The sequence below is a fragment of the Pseudomonas fakonensis genome, from assembly GCF_019139895.1.
Classification (GTDB): domain Bacteria; phylum Pseudomonadota; class Gammaproteobacteria; order Pseudomonadales; family Pseudomonadaceae; genus Aquipseudomonas; species Aquipseudomonas fakonensis.
Genome location: NZ_CP077076.1, coordinates 5,101,815 through 5,119,270, shown reverse-complemented (window position 1 = coordinate 5,119,270; position 17,456 = coordinate 5,101,815). Strand labels below are relative to the sequence as shown.

2 protein-coding genes are annotated in these 17,456 nt (G+C 67.9%); both read left to right on the top strand.

All coding sequences use genetic code 11. From position 1 onward, the window contains the following. Nucleotides 1-106: 106 nt before the first annotated feature. Nucleotides 107-490 carry a YkgJ family cysteine cluster protein gene (locus KSS94_RS22560; protein ID WP_217840260.1) on the top strand — a complete coding sequence of 128 codons (384 nt, stop codon included), beginning with the start codon at nucleotides 107-109 and terminating at the stop codon, nucleotides 488-490. A 337-nt stretch (nucleotides 491-827) separates the two neighbouring features. Continuing rightward, entirely contained in the window at nucleotides 828-17,417 is a 16,590-nt protein-coding gene (locus KSS94_RS22555) for an autotransporter-associated beta strand repeat-containing protein (RefSeq protein WP_217840259.1), read from the top strand. Nucleotides 17,418-17,456 lie beyond the last annotated feature (39 nt).

Sequence of the window (17,456 nt, the reverse complement as noted above, 5' to 3'; positions counted from 1 at the left end):
CGGCCATCTTTTTTACATTCCCCCTCTTCTCAGCCGCCCTTGGCTGGATTACAAATAGCGCCGCGAGCGCTCGCTCACATAACAACAACCTCCCTCCCTGGCCATCATGTCCGAACAGAACCCTTGCCTGACCTGCGGCGCCTGCTGCGGCTACTTTCGTGTGTCTTTCTTCTGGGGCGAATGCCAGTCTGCCGGTGGCCTGGTGCCCGACGACCTGGTGGTTCAGATCAACCCGACCCGGGTTGCCATGATCGGCACCGACGCCAAGCCTTGCCGCTGCGTGAGCCTGGGCGGCGAAATCGGCACCCAGGTGGCCTGCAACATCTATGAGAACCGTTCCAGCCCCTGCCGCGAGTTCGAAGCCTCGTGGGAGCATGGCGTGCACAACCCCAGCTGCGACGACGCTCGGGCCGCCTACGGCCTGCCACCGCTGACCCCGCCCGGGGCCAACGAGCCGCACTGGCCGGATGATGGTGCCGAGGTGGCCTGAACGGCTGGCAAGCTTGCGCAAGAGATTGATCCGCAAGAAAACACTGGAACGTTTAAGTGCGTCACGTTTTGGCAAGTGGCCACTGCCGTTCGTCGGTTGGATCCAACGTGTTTCGCCCTGTAGCCCGCGAAACACGTGGTGCCACGACAAAGTATTAACACCATTTGACCGCCCCGCGCGGCGTGCCCGGCGCCCCTGAGCGGCTACACATTCCCTCAAAGGAAAACTTGTAGCCAGGGTCAGGATGTTTGGCCGACGCGTGTATTTGTTCACCTGCTGCCGCACCGCTGCACACGCATTCAGGGACTGAACCGCCTGATCCACGAAGGAGCTCTCCGTGGACAGAAGCGTTGCCGCCCGTTTACCCGCTCGTCTTACCCATCTGTCGCTGGCTGTCAGCCTGGCCATGGGTACCCTTGCTTTTGCTCTGTCGAGCGAAGAAGTGCTGGCCGCCTGCACGGTGGCAGGCTCCACCGTCACTTGCAGCGGCACCGGCACGGTGCTGGTGCCCAACAACTACAGCAACGCCACCAGTGGCCTGACGGTCAACGTACAAAGTGGCACCACCATGGGCGCCCCGTTGCTGGGCGGTGCGGCGTTGTCGCTGACCGGCAGCAACATTACCCTGACCAACTCCGGCAACGTCGACCCTTCGATCCTCGGGCTGCTCAGTGCGCTGACCACCGGTACCGTGGTGGGTAACACCGCTACCGCCGGCACCATCACTATCACCAACAATGCCGGCGGCTCGCTCAAGGGCACCGGCGGGCTGCTGGGTGCAAACCTGCTCAACCTCGACGGCATGGCGCTGGATGTGCGCAACGCCGCCGGTGGCGTCACCAACATCAGCAACGCCGGCACTATCGGCTCTTCGGCGCTGCTCGGGCTGACCCTGCTCAGCGAAGACACCCCGGTGGTGTCGGTGACCGGTGGCGGCACGGTGAACTTCACCAACACCGGCGCCATCATCGGCCGTACCGCCTTCCAGGCTTCGAGTACCGGCAACACCTTCACCAACGCAGGCTCCATCACCGGCAGCCTGTCGATGGGCGCCAACAGCACCAACCGCTTCAACGCCATCACCGGCTCCACCGTCAGTGCCGGGGCAGGCATCGGCATTTCGCTGCTGGTCACCGGCAACCCCAACCTGGCCTTTGCCGCAGCAGGGGTGGTCGACGGCGGTGCCGGCGGCACCAACACCCTGGCCTTGCAGAACGCCGTCGGCGGCGGCAGCGGTACCGGCGGCAGCGGCACCATCAACGCCGCCAACTACATCAACTTCAACCGGCTGATCGTCAGCAGCGGCACCTGGAACCTGATTGGCAGCGTGCTCAACGGCAGCACCGCCACCACCCTCAACGGCGGCATTCTGATCTTCGACAACGCCGCAGCCATGGGCAGTGGTGCCATCACCGCCAACGGCGGCACCCTGCAGGGCAGCATTGCCGGCCTGGTACTGAGCAACGCGCTGACCCTCGGCTCCGGCGGGCTGACCGTCGCCGGCGTGAACGACATGGGGCTGTCCGGCGTGCTGACCGGCACTGGCGGCCTGACCAAGAGCGGCACCGGCCTGCTGACCCTGGCCAACAGCAACACCTACAGCGGCGGCACCACCCTGGCCGGTGGTGGCCTCAACCTGGGCAGCGCCACGGCGCTGGGCACCGCTACCCTGAACGTCACCGGCGCTTCTACCCTGCAGGGCAATACCGCGCTGACCCTGGGTAACGCCGTCACCCTGAACGCCGCACTGACCCTGCCCGGCAGCAATGCCCTGACCCTCGGCGGCCTGGTCAGCGGCACCGGTTCGCTGGTCAAAAGCGGCACCGGCAACCTCACCTTGAGCGGCGCCAACACCTACAGCGGCGGCACTACCCTGGCGGGTGGCACCCTGACCGTCGGCAACAATGCCGCGCTGGGCGCAGGGGCGCTGACCCTGACCGGTAGCGGTACACTGGACGCCAGCACCGCAGTCACCTTGGGCAACGCCATCGCCCTGGGCGCCAACACCCTGACCTTGCCGGGCAACAACGCCACCACCCTGAGCGGGGTGGTCGGCGGGACCGGTGCGCTGGTGAAAAGCGGCACGGCCGCCCTGACCCTGAACGGCAACAACACCTACAGCGGCGGCACCACCCTCAACGGCGGTACGCTCACCGTGGGCAACAGCAATGCCCTGGGCACTGGCGCGCTGACCCTGGGTGGCAGTGCCAACCTCGATGCCAGCACTGCCGTGACCCTGGCCAACGCCGTCAACCTCGGTGCCAACACCCTGAGCCTGCTGGGCACCAGCGCCACTACCCTGGGCGGTGTGATCAGCGGCACTGGCGCGTTGGTGAAAAGCGGTACTGCGGGCCTTACGCTCAACGGCAACAACACCTACAGCGGCGGCACCACCCTCAACACCGGCACCCTCACCGTGGGCAACAACAACGCCCTGGGCGGCGGCGCGCTGACCCTGGGCGGCAATGCCAGCCTCGATGCCAACACGGCGGTCAGCCTGGCCAACGCGGTCAACCTCGGCGCCAATACCTTGAGCGTGCTGGGCAGCAACGCCACCACCCTGGGCGGCGTGATCGGCGGCACCGGCGCGCTGGTGAAAAACGGCACTGCCGGCCTTACGCTCAACGGCAACAACACCTACAGCGGCGGCACCACCCTCAACGCCGGCACGCTCACCCTGGGCAACAACAACGCCCTGGGCACCGGCGCGCTGACCCTGGGCGGCAACGCCAGCCTGGACGCAGGCGTAGCGGTCAGCCTGGGCAACGCGGTCAACCTCGGGGCCAACACCCTGACCCTGCCGGGCACCGCCGCCACCACCCTCAGTGGCGTCATCAGCGGCACCGGTGCGCTGATCAAGAACGGCAGCACCAACCTGACCCTGAGCGGCACCAACACCTTCAGCGGCGGCCTGGCCCTCAACGCCGGCACCCTGACCCTGGCCAGCGCCGCGGCCCTGGGCACCGGCGCGTTGACCGTCGGCGGCGCCTCGGTGCTGGCCAACACCAGTGCCATGGCCCTGAACAACGCGGTCAACCTCGGTGCCAACCTCACCCTCAGTGGCGCCAACCCGCTGACCCTGGGCGGTGTCATCAGCGGCACCGGCGGGTTGGTGAAAAACGGCGCCAGCACCCTGACCCTGACCGGTGCCAACACCAACACCGGCAACACCACCCTCAACGCCGGCAGCCTGATCGTCGGCAGCAACACCGCCCTGGGCAGCGGCGCGCTGAGCGCCGCCGCCGGCACCAGCCTGGACAGCAACGTCGCCGGCCTGAACCTGGCCAACGCCCTTAACCTGGCCGGCAGCCTGGCGGTGCAGGGCAGCAACAACCTCACCCTGAGCGGCGTGATCGCAGGTGCCGGCGGCCTGACCAAGAACGGCAGCAGCAGCCTGACCCTGACCGGTGCCAACACCAACACCGGCAATACCACCCTCAACGCCGGTACCCTGGTGCTCGGCAACAACACCGCACTGGGTACCGGCGCGCTGAACGCTGCCGGCGGCACTACCGTGGATGCCAGCACCGCCGTCACCCTGGGCAACGCGGTCAACCTGGCAGGCGCCGTCAATATTGGCGGCACTGCCAACCTGGGCCTGGGCGGGGTCATCGCCGGCACAGGATCGTTGGTCAAAAACGGCGCGGCCGGCCTGACTTTGAGTGGCAACAACACTTTTAGCGGCGGCACCACGCTCAACGCCGGCACCCTCACCGTGGGCAACAACAATGCCCTGGGTACTGGCGCCCTGACCCTGGGCGGCAATGCCAACCTCGATGCCAGCACCGCCGTCACCCTGGGCAATGCCGTCAACCTCGGCGCCAACACCCTGAGCGTGCTGGGCAGCAACGCCACCACCCTGGGCGGGGTGATCAGCGGCACCGGCGCGCTGGTGAAAAGCGGCAGCGCCAGCCTTGCACTGAACGGCAACAACACCTTCAGCGGCGGCGCCACGCTCAACGCCGGCACGCTTATCGTGGGCAACAACAATGCCCTGGGCGCTGGTGCCCTGACCCTGGGCGGCAACGCCAACCTCGATGCCAGCACCGCCGTCACTCTGGCCAATGCCGTCAACCTCGGCGCCAATACCCTGAGCCTGCTGGGCACCAGCGCCACCACCCTGGGCGGCGTGGTCAGCGGCACCGGTGCGCTGGTCAAAAGCGGCAATGCCGGCCTGACCCTGAACGGCAACAACACCTACAGCGGCGGCACCACCCTCAACGCCGGCACCCTCACCGTGGGTAACAACAACGCCCTGGGCACCGGTGCGCTGACCCTGGGCGGCAACGCAGCCCTGGATGCCGGCGTGGCCGTCAACCTGGGTAACGCCATCAACCTGGGCAGCAGCAACCTGACCTTGCCGGGCACCAGCGACACCACCCTGGCCGGGGTGATCAGCGGCACCGGCAGCCTGATCAAGAACGGCGCTAGCAACCTCACCCTAAGCGGCACCAACACCTTCAGCGGCGGACTCAACCTCAACTCAGGCACCCTGACCCTGGCCAACGCCGCTGCTTTGGGCACCGGCGCGTTGAACGTCGGTGGCGCCGCCACCCTGGCCAACACCACGGCCATGACCCTGAACAACGCCGTCAACCTGGGCGCCAACCTGACCCTGGCCGGCGCCAACAACCTCAACCTGGGCGGCGTGGTCAGCGGCACCGGCGGCCTGGTGAAAAACGGCAGCGGCGTGCTCACCCTGACCGGCAACAACACCAACAGCGGCGCCACCACCCTTAACGCCGGCACCCTGGTGGTCGGCAGCAATAGCGCATTGGGCACCGGCGCGCTGAATACCGCCGCCGGCACCACGCTGGATGCCAGCACCGCGGTCACCCTCGGCAACGCGCTCAACCTGGGCGGTGGACTGACCATCGCCGGCAGCGCCAACCTGGGCCTGGGCGGGGTGGTCAGCGGCACCGGCTCGCTGGTCAAGAACGGCAGCGCCAGCTTGACCCTGAACGGCAACAACACTTATCAAGGCGGCACCACCCTCAATGCCGGTACCCTGATCGTCGGCAACGACAATGCCCTGGGCACCGGCGCGCTGACCCTGGGCGGCAACGCCAGCCTCGACGCCAACACGGCGGTCAACCTGGCCAACGCGGTCAACCTCGGTGCCAACACCCTGAGCCTGCTGGGCACCAGTGCCACCACCCTAGGCGGTGTGATCGGCGGCACCGGCGCACTGGTGAAAAACGGCAGCGCTGGCCTTACGCTCAATGGCAACAACACTTACAGCGGCGGCACCACCCTCAATGCCGGCACCCTCACCGTGGGCAACAACAACGCCCTGGGCACCGGTGCCCTGACCTTGGGCGGCAATGCCAGCCTCGACGCCAGCAGCGCTGTCAGCCTGGGCAACGCCGTCAACCTGGCCGGCAACACCCTGACCCTGCCGGGCACCGCGGCCACCACCTTGGGCGGCGTGATCAGCGGCACCGGCGCCTTGGTCAAAAACGGCAACAACAACCTCACCCTGAGCGGCGCCAACACCTTCGGCGGCGGCCTGACCCTCAACGCCGGCACCCTGACCCTGGCCAACGCCGCGGCCCTGGGCACCGGCGCCCTGACTGTTGGCGGCGCCTCGGTACTGGCCAACAGCAGCGCCCTGGCCCTGAACAACGCGGTCAACCTGAACGCCAACCTGACCGTCAGCGGCGCCAACCCGCTGGCCCTCAATGGCGTGCTCAGCGGCACTGGCGGGCTGATCAAGAACGGCAGCAGCACCCTGACCCTCAACGGCAACAACACCCAAAGCGGCGCCACCACCCTCAACGCCGGCACCCTGGTAGTCGGCAGCAACGCCGCGCTGGGCAGCGGCGTGCTGAACGCCGCCGCCGGCACCAGCCTGGACAGCAACACTGCCGGGCTGAACCTGGCCAACAACCTCAACCTGGCCGGCAACCTGACCCTGCCGGGCAGCAACGACCTCACCCTCAGCGGCGTGATCGCAGGTGCCGGCGGCCTGACCAAGAACGGCAGCAGTACCCTGACCCTGACCGGCAGCAACACCAACAGCGGCGCCACCAACCTCAACGCCGGCACCTTGGTGCTGGGCAACGCCAATGCCCTGGGCAGCGGTGTGTTGAACGCTGCGGCCGGCACCCACCTGGACAATAGCAGCGCGCTGACCCTGGCCAACGCCGTCAACCTGGCCGGTGACCTGACCGTGGACGGCAGCGCTGACCTGGGCCTGGCCGGCCTGGTCAGCGGCGCCGGCAGCCTGGTCAAGGACGGTGCCAGCACCCTGACCCTGAGCGGCAACAACACCTACCAAGGTGGCACCACCCTCAACGCCGGCGGCCTGGTGCTCGGCACCGGCGCCTCGCTGGGCACCGGCAAGCTCACCGTGGCTGGCGCCGGCAGCCTGGGCAACAGCGCAGCAATCACCGTCGGCAACGCCATTACCCTGGACGACGACCTGACCCTGGCAGGCAGCAACGACCTCACCCTCGGCGGCCTGATCGACGGCACCGGCAGCCTGGTCAAAAACGGCAACGCCACCCTCACCCTCACCGGCAGCAACACCTACAGCGGCGGCACCCAACTCAACGGTGGCGGCCTGGTACTGCACAACGGCAGCGCCATCGGCACGGGCACGCTGACGGTCGGCGCGGCTTCGACCCTGGACAACACCGACACCATCACCCTGGGCAATGCCGTCAACCTGGGCGCCGACCTGACGTTGGCCGGCAGCAACGGCCTGACCCTGGGCGGTGTGGTCAGCGGGGCAGGGCAGTTGATCAAGGACGGCAACACCACCCTGACCCTCAATGGCAACAACAGCTACAGCGGCGGCACCACTGTCAATGCCGGCGGCCTGATCGTCGGCAGCAGCACTGCACTGGGCAGCGGCACCCTGACCGTGAACGGCGCCGCCAGCCTGGACAACAGTGTCGTCGCCAACCTGGGCAACGACATCCTGCTGGGCAACGACCTGACCCTCGGCGGCAGCAACGACCTCACCCTCAGCGGCGACCTCAGCGGCGTCGGTGGCCTGATCAAGAATGGCCTGGCCGACCTGACCTTAAGCGGCAACAACAGCTTCACCGGCGCCATCGACCTGGTGGGCGGCAGCCTCACCACCGTAGGGGGCACTGCCCTGGGCAATGCCTCGTCGCTGAACGTCGGCGCCGGTGCTTCGCTGAACCTCGGCGCCAGCGCCAGCGTCGGTGGCCTGAGCGGCGCCGGCGCGGTGAACCTGGGTGCCGGCAGCAACCTCAGCGTGGGCAGCAACAACCTCGACAGCGTGTTCAGCGGCGCCCTGGCTGGCAGCGGCGGGCTGATCAAGAACGGCAGCGGCAGCCTGGAGCTGTCGGGCATCAACGTGACCGGTGGCAGCGCCACGGTCAATGCCGGTACCCTCGACGTCACAGGCTCCTTGGCCTCGGCCGGCGTGCAGGTCAACAGTGGCGGCACCCTGACCGGTACCGGCAGCGTGCTGGGCGCGGTGGACATCGGCAATGGCGGGCACCTGGCGGCCAACAGCGGCGCCACCCTGAGCACCGGCAGCCTGACCCTGCACAGCGGCTCGATCTTCGATGTCGGCCTGGGCAGCCCGGCCACCGGCGGCACCGCGCTGGTCAACGTCAACGGCAACCTGACCCTGGACGGCACCCTCAACGTCAGCGACATCGGCGGCTTTGGCGTGGGTATCTACCGCCTGATCGACTACACCGGCAGCCTGACCGACAACGGCCTGCTGATCGGCAGCGTGCCGGGCAGCGTACTGCCCGGTGACCTCGAGGTGCAGACCTCGATCGGCAGCCAGGTCAACCTGCTGGTGGGCGGCGCCGCCGGCGGCGTGCAGTTCTGGGATGGCAGCAACACCGTGGCCAACGGCGCGGTCGATGGCGGCAACGGCACCTGGGGCGGCGCCACCAACAACTGGACCGACGTCAACGGCACCCTAAACAGCGCCTGGGGCGGCAGCTTCGCGATCTTCCAGGGCGCGGCCGGCACCGTCACCGTGGTGGGTACGCAAACCGCCACCGGCCTGCAGTTCGTCACCAGCGGCTATACCCTGGCCGGCAGCGGCGGCCTGAACCTGGTCAACGCCAGCAACGGCGCCTTCGCCGTGCGGGTCGACCCCGGTGCGACCGCCACGATCAACGTCGGGCTGTCGGGCAGCGGCACCCTCGGCAAGCTCGATACCGGCACCCTGGTGCTCAACGGCGCCAACAGCTACACCGGCGGCACCCTGCTGCAGGGCGGCACCATTGTAGTCGGCAACAACAGCGCCCTGGGCAGCGGCCAGGTCAGCGCGGCGGCCAACGCCACCCTGGACAGCAACACCGCCGTCACCCTGGGCAACGCCTTCGCCCTGGGCGGCGCCTTGACCGTGGCCGGCAGCGCCGACCTGGGCCTGAGCGGCGTGGTATCCGGCGCTGGCAGCCTGGTCAAGAACGGCGCCGCCAACCTGACCCTGAGCGGCGCCAACAGCTACAGCGGCGGCACCACCCTCAACGCCGGTAGCCTCACCGTGGGCAACGCCCTGGCGCTGGGCACTGGCGGCCTGGTGGTGGGCGGCAACGCCAGCCTGGCCGGCACCGGCAACCTCAGCCTGGCCAACACCATCGCGCTCAACGCCAACCTGACCCTGGCAGGTGCCAACAACCTCACCCTCAACGGCAACATCAGCGGCACCGGCCAACTGATCAAGAACGGCACCAGCACCACCACCCTCAACGGCAGCAACAGCTACAGCGGCGGCACCACGCTCAATGCCGGCACGCTGATACTCGGCAGCAACGGCGCCCTCGGCACGGGTGCGCTGAGCGCCTCGGGCGGCACCACCCTGGGCAGCACCGGCAACCTCACCCTGGCCAACCAGATCAACCTGCTGGGCAACCTCACCCTGGCCGCCGCGCAGAACATGGTGCTCAACGGCGACATCAACGGCATCGGCGGGCTGATCAAGAACGGCGCCGGCAGCCTGACCCTGGCCGGCACCAGCAGCTACCTGGGCAATACCGCACTCAACGCCGGCACCCTGGTGCTGGGCAACAACAATGCGCTGGGCCTGGGCACGCTCAACGCCGCCAACGGCACCACCCTGGACAGCAGCACGGCCCTTACCGTGAGCAACTCGGTCAACCTGGGCGGTAACCTGAACCTGGCCGGCAACAACGACCTGACTCTCAATGGCCTGGTCAACGGCATCGGTGGCCTGACCAAGAACGGCGCCGCCAACCTGACCCTCAACAACAGCAACCTCTACCTCGGTGGTACCACCCTCAACGCAGGCACCCTGACCCTGGGCAACAACGGCGCCCTGGGCAGCGGCACCCTCACCGTCGCTGGCGCCGCCACTCTGGCCAGCAACACCGCGCTGGGCAACGTCGTCAACCAGGTGCTGCTCAACGCCGGGCTGACCGTGGCCGGCAGCAACGACCTGGCCCTCAACGGCGCGATCAGCGGCAGCGGCGGCCTGAGCAAAACCGGCAGCGGCAACCTCACCCTGGGCAGTGCCAACAGCTACACCGGCGGCACCACCCTGGCCGCCGGCACCCTGACCCTGGGCAACAACACCGCCCTGGGCAACGGCAGCCTGGCGGTCACCGGCAACAGCACCCTGGCCAGCAATGGCGTGCTGCAAGTGGGCAACGCCATCGGCCTGGGCAACGCTGCCACGCTGGCGGTCAACAACGCCCAGACCCTCACCCTGGGCGGGGTGATCAGCGGCAGCGGTGCCCTCGACAAGCAGGGCAGTGGCCAGCTGATTCTCAACGGCGCCAACACCTACAGCGGTGGCACCACGCTGGAGGCCGGCAGCCTGCTGCTGGGCAACGCCAGCGCCCTGGGCAGCGGCGCGCTGAACGTTACCGGCGACAGCAGCCTGGACAACAGCCAGGCCCTGGCCCTGGCCAACAACGTCAACCTCAATGGCGCCAACCTCACCGTCAGTGGCAGCAACGACCTGGCCCTGAACGGCGTGGTTGGCGGCAGCGGCCAACTGGTCAAGAACGGCAACGCCAACCTGACTCTCGGCAGTGCCAACAGCTACAGCGGCGGCACCCTGCTCAACGGCGGCACCCTGACCCTGGGCAACGACGCGGCGCTGGGCAGCGGCGACCTGAGCGTGGCCGGCAACGCCAACCTGGCCACCCAGGGCGACATCACCCTGGCCAACGACGTGCAACTGGGCGGCACCCTCAACCTGGCGGGCACCGACGACCTGACCCTGAACGGGCAGATCGACGGCCTGGGTAACCTGGTCAAGAACGGCAGCGGCACCCTGACCCTGAACGCCAGCAACACCTACCAGGGCGGCACCACCCTCAACGGCGGTAGCGTATTGGCGGGCGCCGACGGCGCCCTGGGCACTGGCCTGGTCACCATTGCCGGGGCTTCGACCCTGGGCAGCACCGGCACCGTGAACCTGGGCAACAATCTCAACCTCAACGCCGGGCTGACCGTCGATGGTGCCAACGACCTGACCTTGGCCGGCACCCTCAACGGCACTGGCGGGCTGGTCAAGCAGGGCAGCGGCAACCTTACCCTGGGCGGCAACAATGGCTACCAGGGCGGCACCGAGCTGGCCGCCGGCACCCTGACCCTGACCAGCAGCGGCGCCTTGGGCGTGGGCGGCCTGAACGTCACCGGCGATGCCACCCTGAGCAACGCCGCAGCCATGGTGCTGGGCAATGCGGTGGATATTACCGGTGGCACCACCCTCACCCTTGAAACCCCCAATGCGCTGGTGGTCAGTGGCGATATCAGCGGCAGCGGCAGCCTGGTCAAGACCGGCCTGGACGATGCCACGCTGGTTACCGGCAAGAGCCTGACCGGCGATGTGGATATCCAGGCCGGCTCCCTGACCCTGCTGGGCTCTGGCGTGCTCGACAGCGTCTCGGGCATCAATATCGGCAGCTCCGGCACCCTGAACATGGACGGCGACGCCAACCTGGCCAGCCTCACTGGCAGCGGCCAGGCAGTGATTGGCACCGGCGCCACCTTGAGTGTCGGCAGCAACAACAACGACAGCGTATTCGCTGGCGCCTTCAGCGGCACGGGCAACCTGAACAAGGTCGGCACCGGTGCCCTTACCCTCAGCGGCATCAGCACCCTCGGCGGCACCGGCCAGGTCAGCGCTGGCACCCTCAAGGTCGACGGCAGCCTGACCAGCATCGGGCTGAACGTGGCCAGCGGCGCCAGCCTGACCGGTAGCGGCAATGTGGGCGGGCCGGTGACCATCGCCAGCGGCGGCCACCTGGTCGGCAGCAGCGGCAACACCCTGGGCCTGGGCTCGCTGGTACTGAACAGCGGCTCGATCGTCGACGTTGGCCTGGGCGCACCTTCTACCGGCGGCACTGCGCTGTTCAACGTGGGCGGCAACCTGACCCTGGACGGCACCCTCAACGTCAGCAACATCGGCGGCTTCGGCAACGGCGTGTACCGCATCTTCGACTACGGCGGCGTGCTCACCGACAACGGCCTGGACTTCGGCAGCCTGCCTGCCGGTATCAGCGTCGGCGACCTGAGCCTGCAAACCAGCCTGGCTAATCAGGTTAACCTGCTGGTCGGCAGCAACGGCCAGAGCATCCTGTTCTGGGACGGCAGCCAGACCACCGCCAACGGCCAGGTGGACGGCGGCAGCGGCACCTGGAACGCCGGCAACAGCAACTGGACCGACCTCAACGGCACCACCAACAGCACCTGGAACAGCAGCTTCGCGGTGTTCCAGGGCAATGCCGGCAACGTCACCCTGGTCGGCAACCAGACCGTCAACGGCCTGCAGTTCGTGACCAACGGCTACCACTTGCTGGCCGGTGCCGGCGGGGTACTCAATCTGGTCAACGGCAGCAGCGGCGACACCAGCGTGCGGGTCGACCCGGGCGCAGTCGCCACCCTCGACGTAGGTGTGGTCGGCAGCGGCACGCTGAACAAGCTCGACACCGGCACCCTGGTGCTCAACGGCAACAACAGCTACAGCGGCGGCACCCTGCTCAGCGGCGGTACCCTGATCGTCGGCAGCAACACCGCGCTGGGCACCGGCACCCTGAGCACCACCGCCGGCACCATCCTCGACAGCAACCAGGCCGTGACCCTGGGCAATGCCATCAACCTTACCGGCCCGTTGAACCTGGCCGGCAGCAACAACCTCGGCCTGACCGGCAACATCAGCGGTACCGGCACCCTGGTCAAGGCCGGCAGCACCAGCCTGCAGCTGTCGGGCAACAACAGCTACAGCGGCGGCACCCTGCTCAACGCCGGCAGCCTGATCGTCGGCAGCAACACCGCCCTGGGCACCGGTACGCTTAACGCGGCCGGCGGCACCAGCCTGGACAGCAGCCAGGCGGTGAGCCTGGCCAACAACGTCAACCTGACCGGTGCGTTCAACGTGCTGGGCAGCAACGACCTGACCCTGAGCGGCACCCTGGCCGGCGCCGGTAGCCTGGTCAAGAGCGGCAACGCCAGCCTGACCCTCAACGGCGCCAACACCTACAGCGGCGGCACCGTGCTACAGGCCGGCACCCTGGTGCTGGGCAACGACGCAGCCCTGGGCAGCGGCGGGCTGAACGTCACCGGCACCGGCAACCTGGACACCAATACCTCGGTGACCCTCGGCTCGCCAATAACGGTCAGCGGCACCCTCAACGTGCTGGGCAGCAACGACCTGGAGCTGGCCGGCGTGCTCAGCGGCGCCGGCACGCTGAACAAAAGCGGTGCGGCCGACCTGACCCTGTCGGGCAACAACACCTTCAGCGGCATCATCAACCTGCTGGCCGGCAGCCTGAGCACCATCGGCACCACCGCCCTCGGCACCCAGAGCGAGCTGAACGTCAGCAACGGCGCCAGCCTCAACCTGGACGGCAACACCACCCTGGGCAGCATCATGGGCAATGGCGCCGTGCAGATTGCCCCAGGCAACAGCCTGGGCGTACAGGGCGGCATGTTCGGCGGCGACATCAGTGGCAGCGGCACGCTGAACAAACAAGGCAGCGATACCTTGACCCTGACCGGCAGCAACAGCCACACCGGTACCACCAACGTGCAGGGCGGCAGCCTGATGGTAAACGGCAGCCTGGCCAGCAGCACGGTCAACGTCGCCAGCGGCAGCACCCTGGGCGGGACCGGCTCCCTCGGCGGCAGTGTGGTGGTGGCCAACGGTGGCACCCTGGCGGCCAGCACCGGCAACACCCTCAGCGCCGACAACCTGACCCTTGGCAGCGCTTCCAGCTTCAACGCAGCCCTCGGCGCGCCGCTGGGCAGCACGGCATTGGTCAGTGTCGCGAACAACCTGACTTTGGGCGGCACCCTCAACATCACCGATGTCGGCGGCTTCGGCGCCGGGGTGTACCGTCTGTTCTTCTACGGCGGCTCGCTGGTCAACAACGGCATGGCCATCGGCAGCACCCCGGTACCGGCCAGCGACCTGACCGTGCAGACCAGCGTCGCCAATCAGGTCAACCTGGTGGTTGGCGGGGCCAGCAACGTGCTGTTCTGGGACGGCAGCCAGAGCGTGCCCAACGGCACGATCGACGGCGGCAGCGGGGTATGGGACGCCACCAATTCCAACTGGACCGATGCCGACGGCGTGCTCAACACCCCCTGGAACGACACCTTCGCGGTGTTCCAGGGCCTGGCCGGCACCGTCACCGTGGACGGCAGCCACAGCATCAGCGGCATGCAGTTCGTCACCGACGGCTATGTGCTCGACGGCGGTACCGGTGGTGAGCTGCTGACCAGCGGTACCACCAACCTGCGGGTCGACCCCAACGCCACCGCCACCCTCAACGTTGCCATCAACGGCACCGGCAACCTGGTCAAGTACGACACCGGCACCCTGGTGCTCAACGCCGTCAACGGCTACAGCGGCGGCACCACCCTCAACGGCGGCACCCTGGTGGTGGGCAACGACAGCGCCCTGGGCAGCGGCACCCTGACCGCCGCCGGCGGCACCACCCTGGACAGCAACACCGCCGTCACCCTGGCCAACAACGCCGTGCTCAATGGCGCCGTGGGCATCGGCGGCAGCAACGCCCTGGAGCTGGCAGGCAACATCAGCGGCAGCGGCGGCCTGATCAAGAACGGCAACGCCGAGCTGACCCTGAGCGGCAGCAACAGCTACACCGGCGGCACCCTGATCAACGCCGGCAGCGTGGTCGGCGACAGCAGCAGCCTGCAGGGCGCCATCATCAACAACGCCGCGCTGACCTTCGAGCAGAACAGCAACGGCAGCTATACCGGCAACCTCACCGGCACCGGCACCCTGAGCAAGACCGGCACCGGCGAGCTGTTGCTGACCGGCAACAACACCCTGACCGGTGCCACCACCGTCAGCTCCGGCACGCTGCTGGTCAACGGTCGCCTCGACAGCACCAGCGTGCAGGTGGCCACCGGCGCCACCCTCGGCGGCAGCGGCACCCTGGCTGGCGCCGTGCAGATCCAGAACGGCGCCACCCTGGCCGCCGGGCAAAGCGCCACGCCGCTGTCGGTGGGTAGCCTGAGCCTGGCCTCCGGCAGCGCCCTGGACTTCTCCCTCGGTGCCCCGGCTGCCTCCACCACGGTGGTCAACGTGGCCGGCAACCTGACCCTGGACGGCACCCTCAACATCACCGATGCGGGCGGCTTCGGGCCGGGTGTGTACAGCCTGTTCAACTATGGCGGCAGCCTGACCGACAACGGCCTGGTGTTCGGCGCCATCCCCGGCAGCGTGGCCCTGGGCGACCTGAGCCTGCAGACCGCCATCGCCAACCAGGTCAACCTGGTGGTGCAGGGCGCGCCGGGGTCGTTGCAGTTCTGGAACGGCAGCAAGACCACCGCCGATGGCACCATCAGCGGCGGCAACGGCACCTGGGGCAGCAGCGGCAGCAGCAACTGGACCGACTCCACCGGCGCCAACAGCGAGACCTGGGGCGGGCAGTTCGCGGTGTTCGGTGGCCAGGCAGGTACTGTCACGGTTGAGGGCAACCAGGCCTTTACCGGCATGCAGTTCCTCAGCAGTGGCTACCAGCTGGTGGCTGGTAACAATGGCAGCCTGACCGCCACCAACGGCACCGGCGGCACCCTGGCCGCAGTGCGGGTGGATGCCGGCGCCACGGCGCTGGTCAGCGCGCCGATCGTCGGCAGTGGCGGCATCGAGAAGCTCGATTCCGGCACGTTGGTGCTGTCTGGCGCCAACACCTACACCGGCGGCACCACCGTCAGTGGCGGCACCCTGGCCGGTAACACCACCAGCCTGCAGGGCGCTATCGCCAATAACGCCAGCCTGGTGTTCGTGCAGGCCGCCAACGGCACCTTCAACGGCAGCCTGACGGGTACCGGTACCACCACCAAGCAGGGCACCGGCACCTTGCTGCTGACCGGCAACCAGGCCTTCAGCGGTGCCTTCAACGTCAACCAGGGCGTGCTCGAAGTGGGCAACGCCACTAACCCCGGCGCCAGCCTGGCCGCTGCGGTGACCGTGGCCAACGGCGCCGCGCTGACCGGCACCGGCAGCGTCGCCAGCCTGACCAACCAGGGCACGGTGATGCCGGGCGCCGGTGGCAACCTGAGCGTTACCGGCAACTTCACCAACGCCGCCAGCGGCACCTTGGCCATCGACCTGGCCGCAAGCCCGGTGAGCTACCTGAACGTCGGCGGCACCGCCAACCTGGGTGGCAGCCTGCAGGTGGTCAACCTGGCCGGCTTCACCGGCAGTGCCCAGTACACCGTGGTCAATGCCACGGGCGGTATAAACGGCACCTTCGCCGGCACCAACCTGAGCAACTCGGCGTTCCTCACCAGCTCGCTGAACTACGGTGCCAACGATGTGACGCTGTCGGTGAGCCGCAACAGCCTGGGCTTCATGCGCGTGGCCGTCAATCGCAATCAGCGCGGTGTAGCCGCAGCCTTGAGCGGCCCGGATGCCCCACAGGAAATCGTCAACAACTTGCTGCCGCTGAGCGTGAGCGAGGCCCAGGCGGCGTTCGACAGTTTGTCTGGCGAGATCCACGCCAGCACGGCCACCACGTTGATCGAGGACTCGCGTTACTTGCGTGAGGCTGCCAACGACCGCATGCGCCAGGCCGACTGCACCCAGCAGGACGACCCGCGCCGCACCCTGGCACCGACTGCCAACCAGCAGCTCACCAGTGAAGGTTGCCAGGGCCAGGCGGTGGGTTGGATCCGTGCCATCGGTGGTTGGGGTTCTTACGATGGCAACAGCAATGCCGCCAGTGTCGACCGCCAGTTGCAAGGCTTCCTGCTGGGCGTGGACAAGGCGCTGGACGACCAGTGGAAGGTCGGCGTTGCCGCCGGCTACACCAACTCGAGCATCGATGCGCACCGCCGCCGCTCGGATGCCACGGTCGACAGCTACCACCTGCTGACCTACCTCAACTACCAGCTCGATGCCTTCTCGGCGCGCCTGGGGGCCGGTTACACCTGGCATGACATCGAGACCAAGCGCGATGTTGAAGTGGGCGCCTACAACGACCGCCTGAAAGCCAAGTACAAGGCGCGCACCGCCCAGGTGTTCGGCGAGCTGGGCTATGCCATCGATGCCGGCAATGGCCTGGCGGTCGAGCCGTTCGCCGGGTTGGCTTACGTCAACTACGACAGCGACACCGCCCACGAGAAGGGCGGGGCAGGGCGCTTGTCTGGCAGTGTCGAGCAGGACGTGACCTATTCGACCCTGGGGGTGCGGGTGGGCAAGCGTATCGAGCTGAGCAAGGGCAACAGCATCACCCCGCGCTTGTCGGTGGGTTGGCGGCATGCCTTTGGCGATGACCAGCCCAGCGCCGACCTGCGCTTCAGCGAAGGCGGCGGTGGCTTCAGCACCTCGGGCGTGCCGATTGCCAAGGATGCAGCGGTGGTCGAGGCCGGGCTGGACATGTCGGTTGGCGAAAGCGGCAAGCTGGGGATCGGGTATTCCGGGCAGTTGTCCAGCGAGGCGAAGGACCATGGGGTGGTGGTGAGCTTCAGTATGGGGTTCTGAGGGCGGTAGCCCATCGCGGGCCCGCTCCTACGGGGTCTG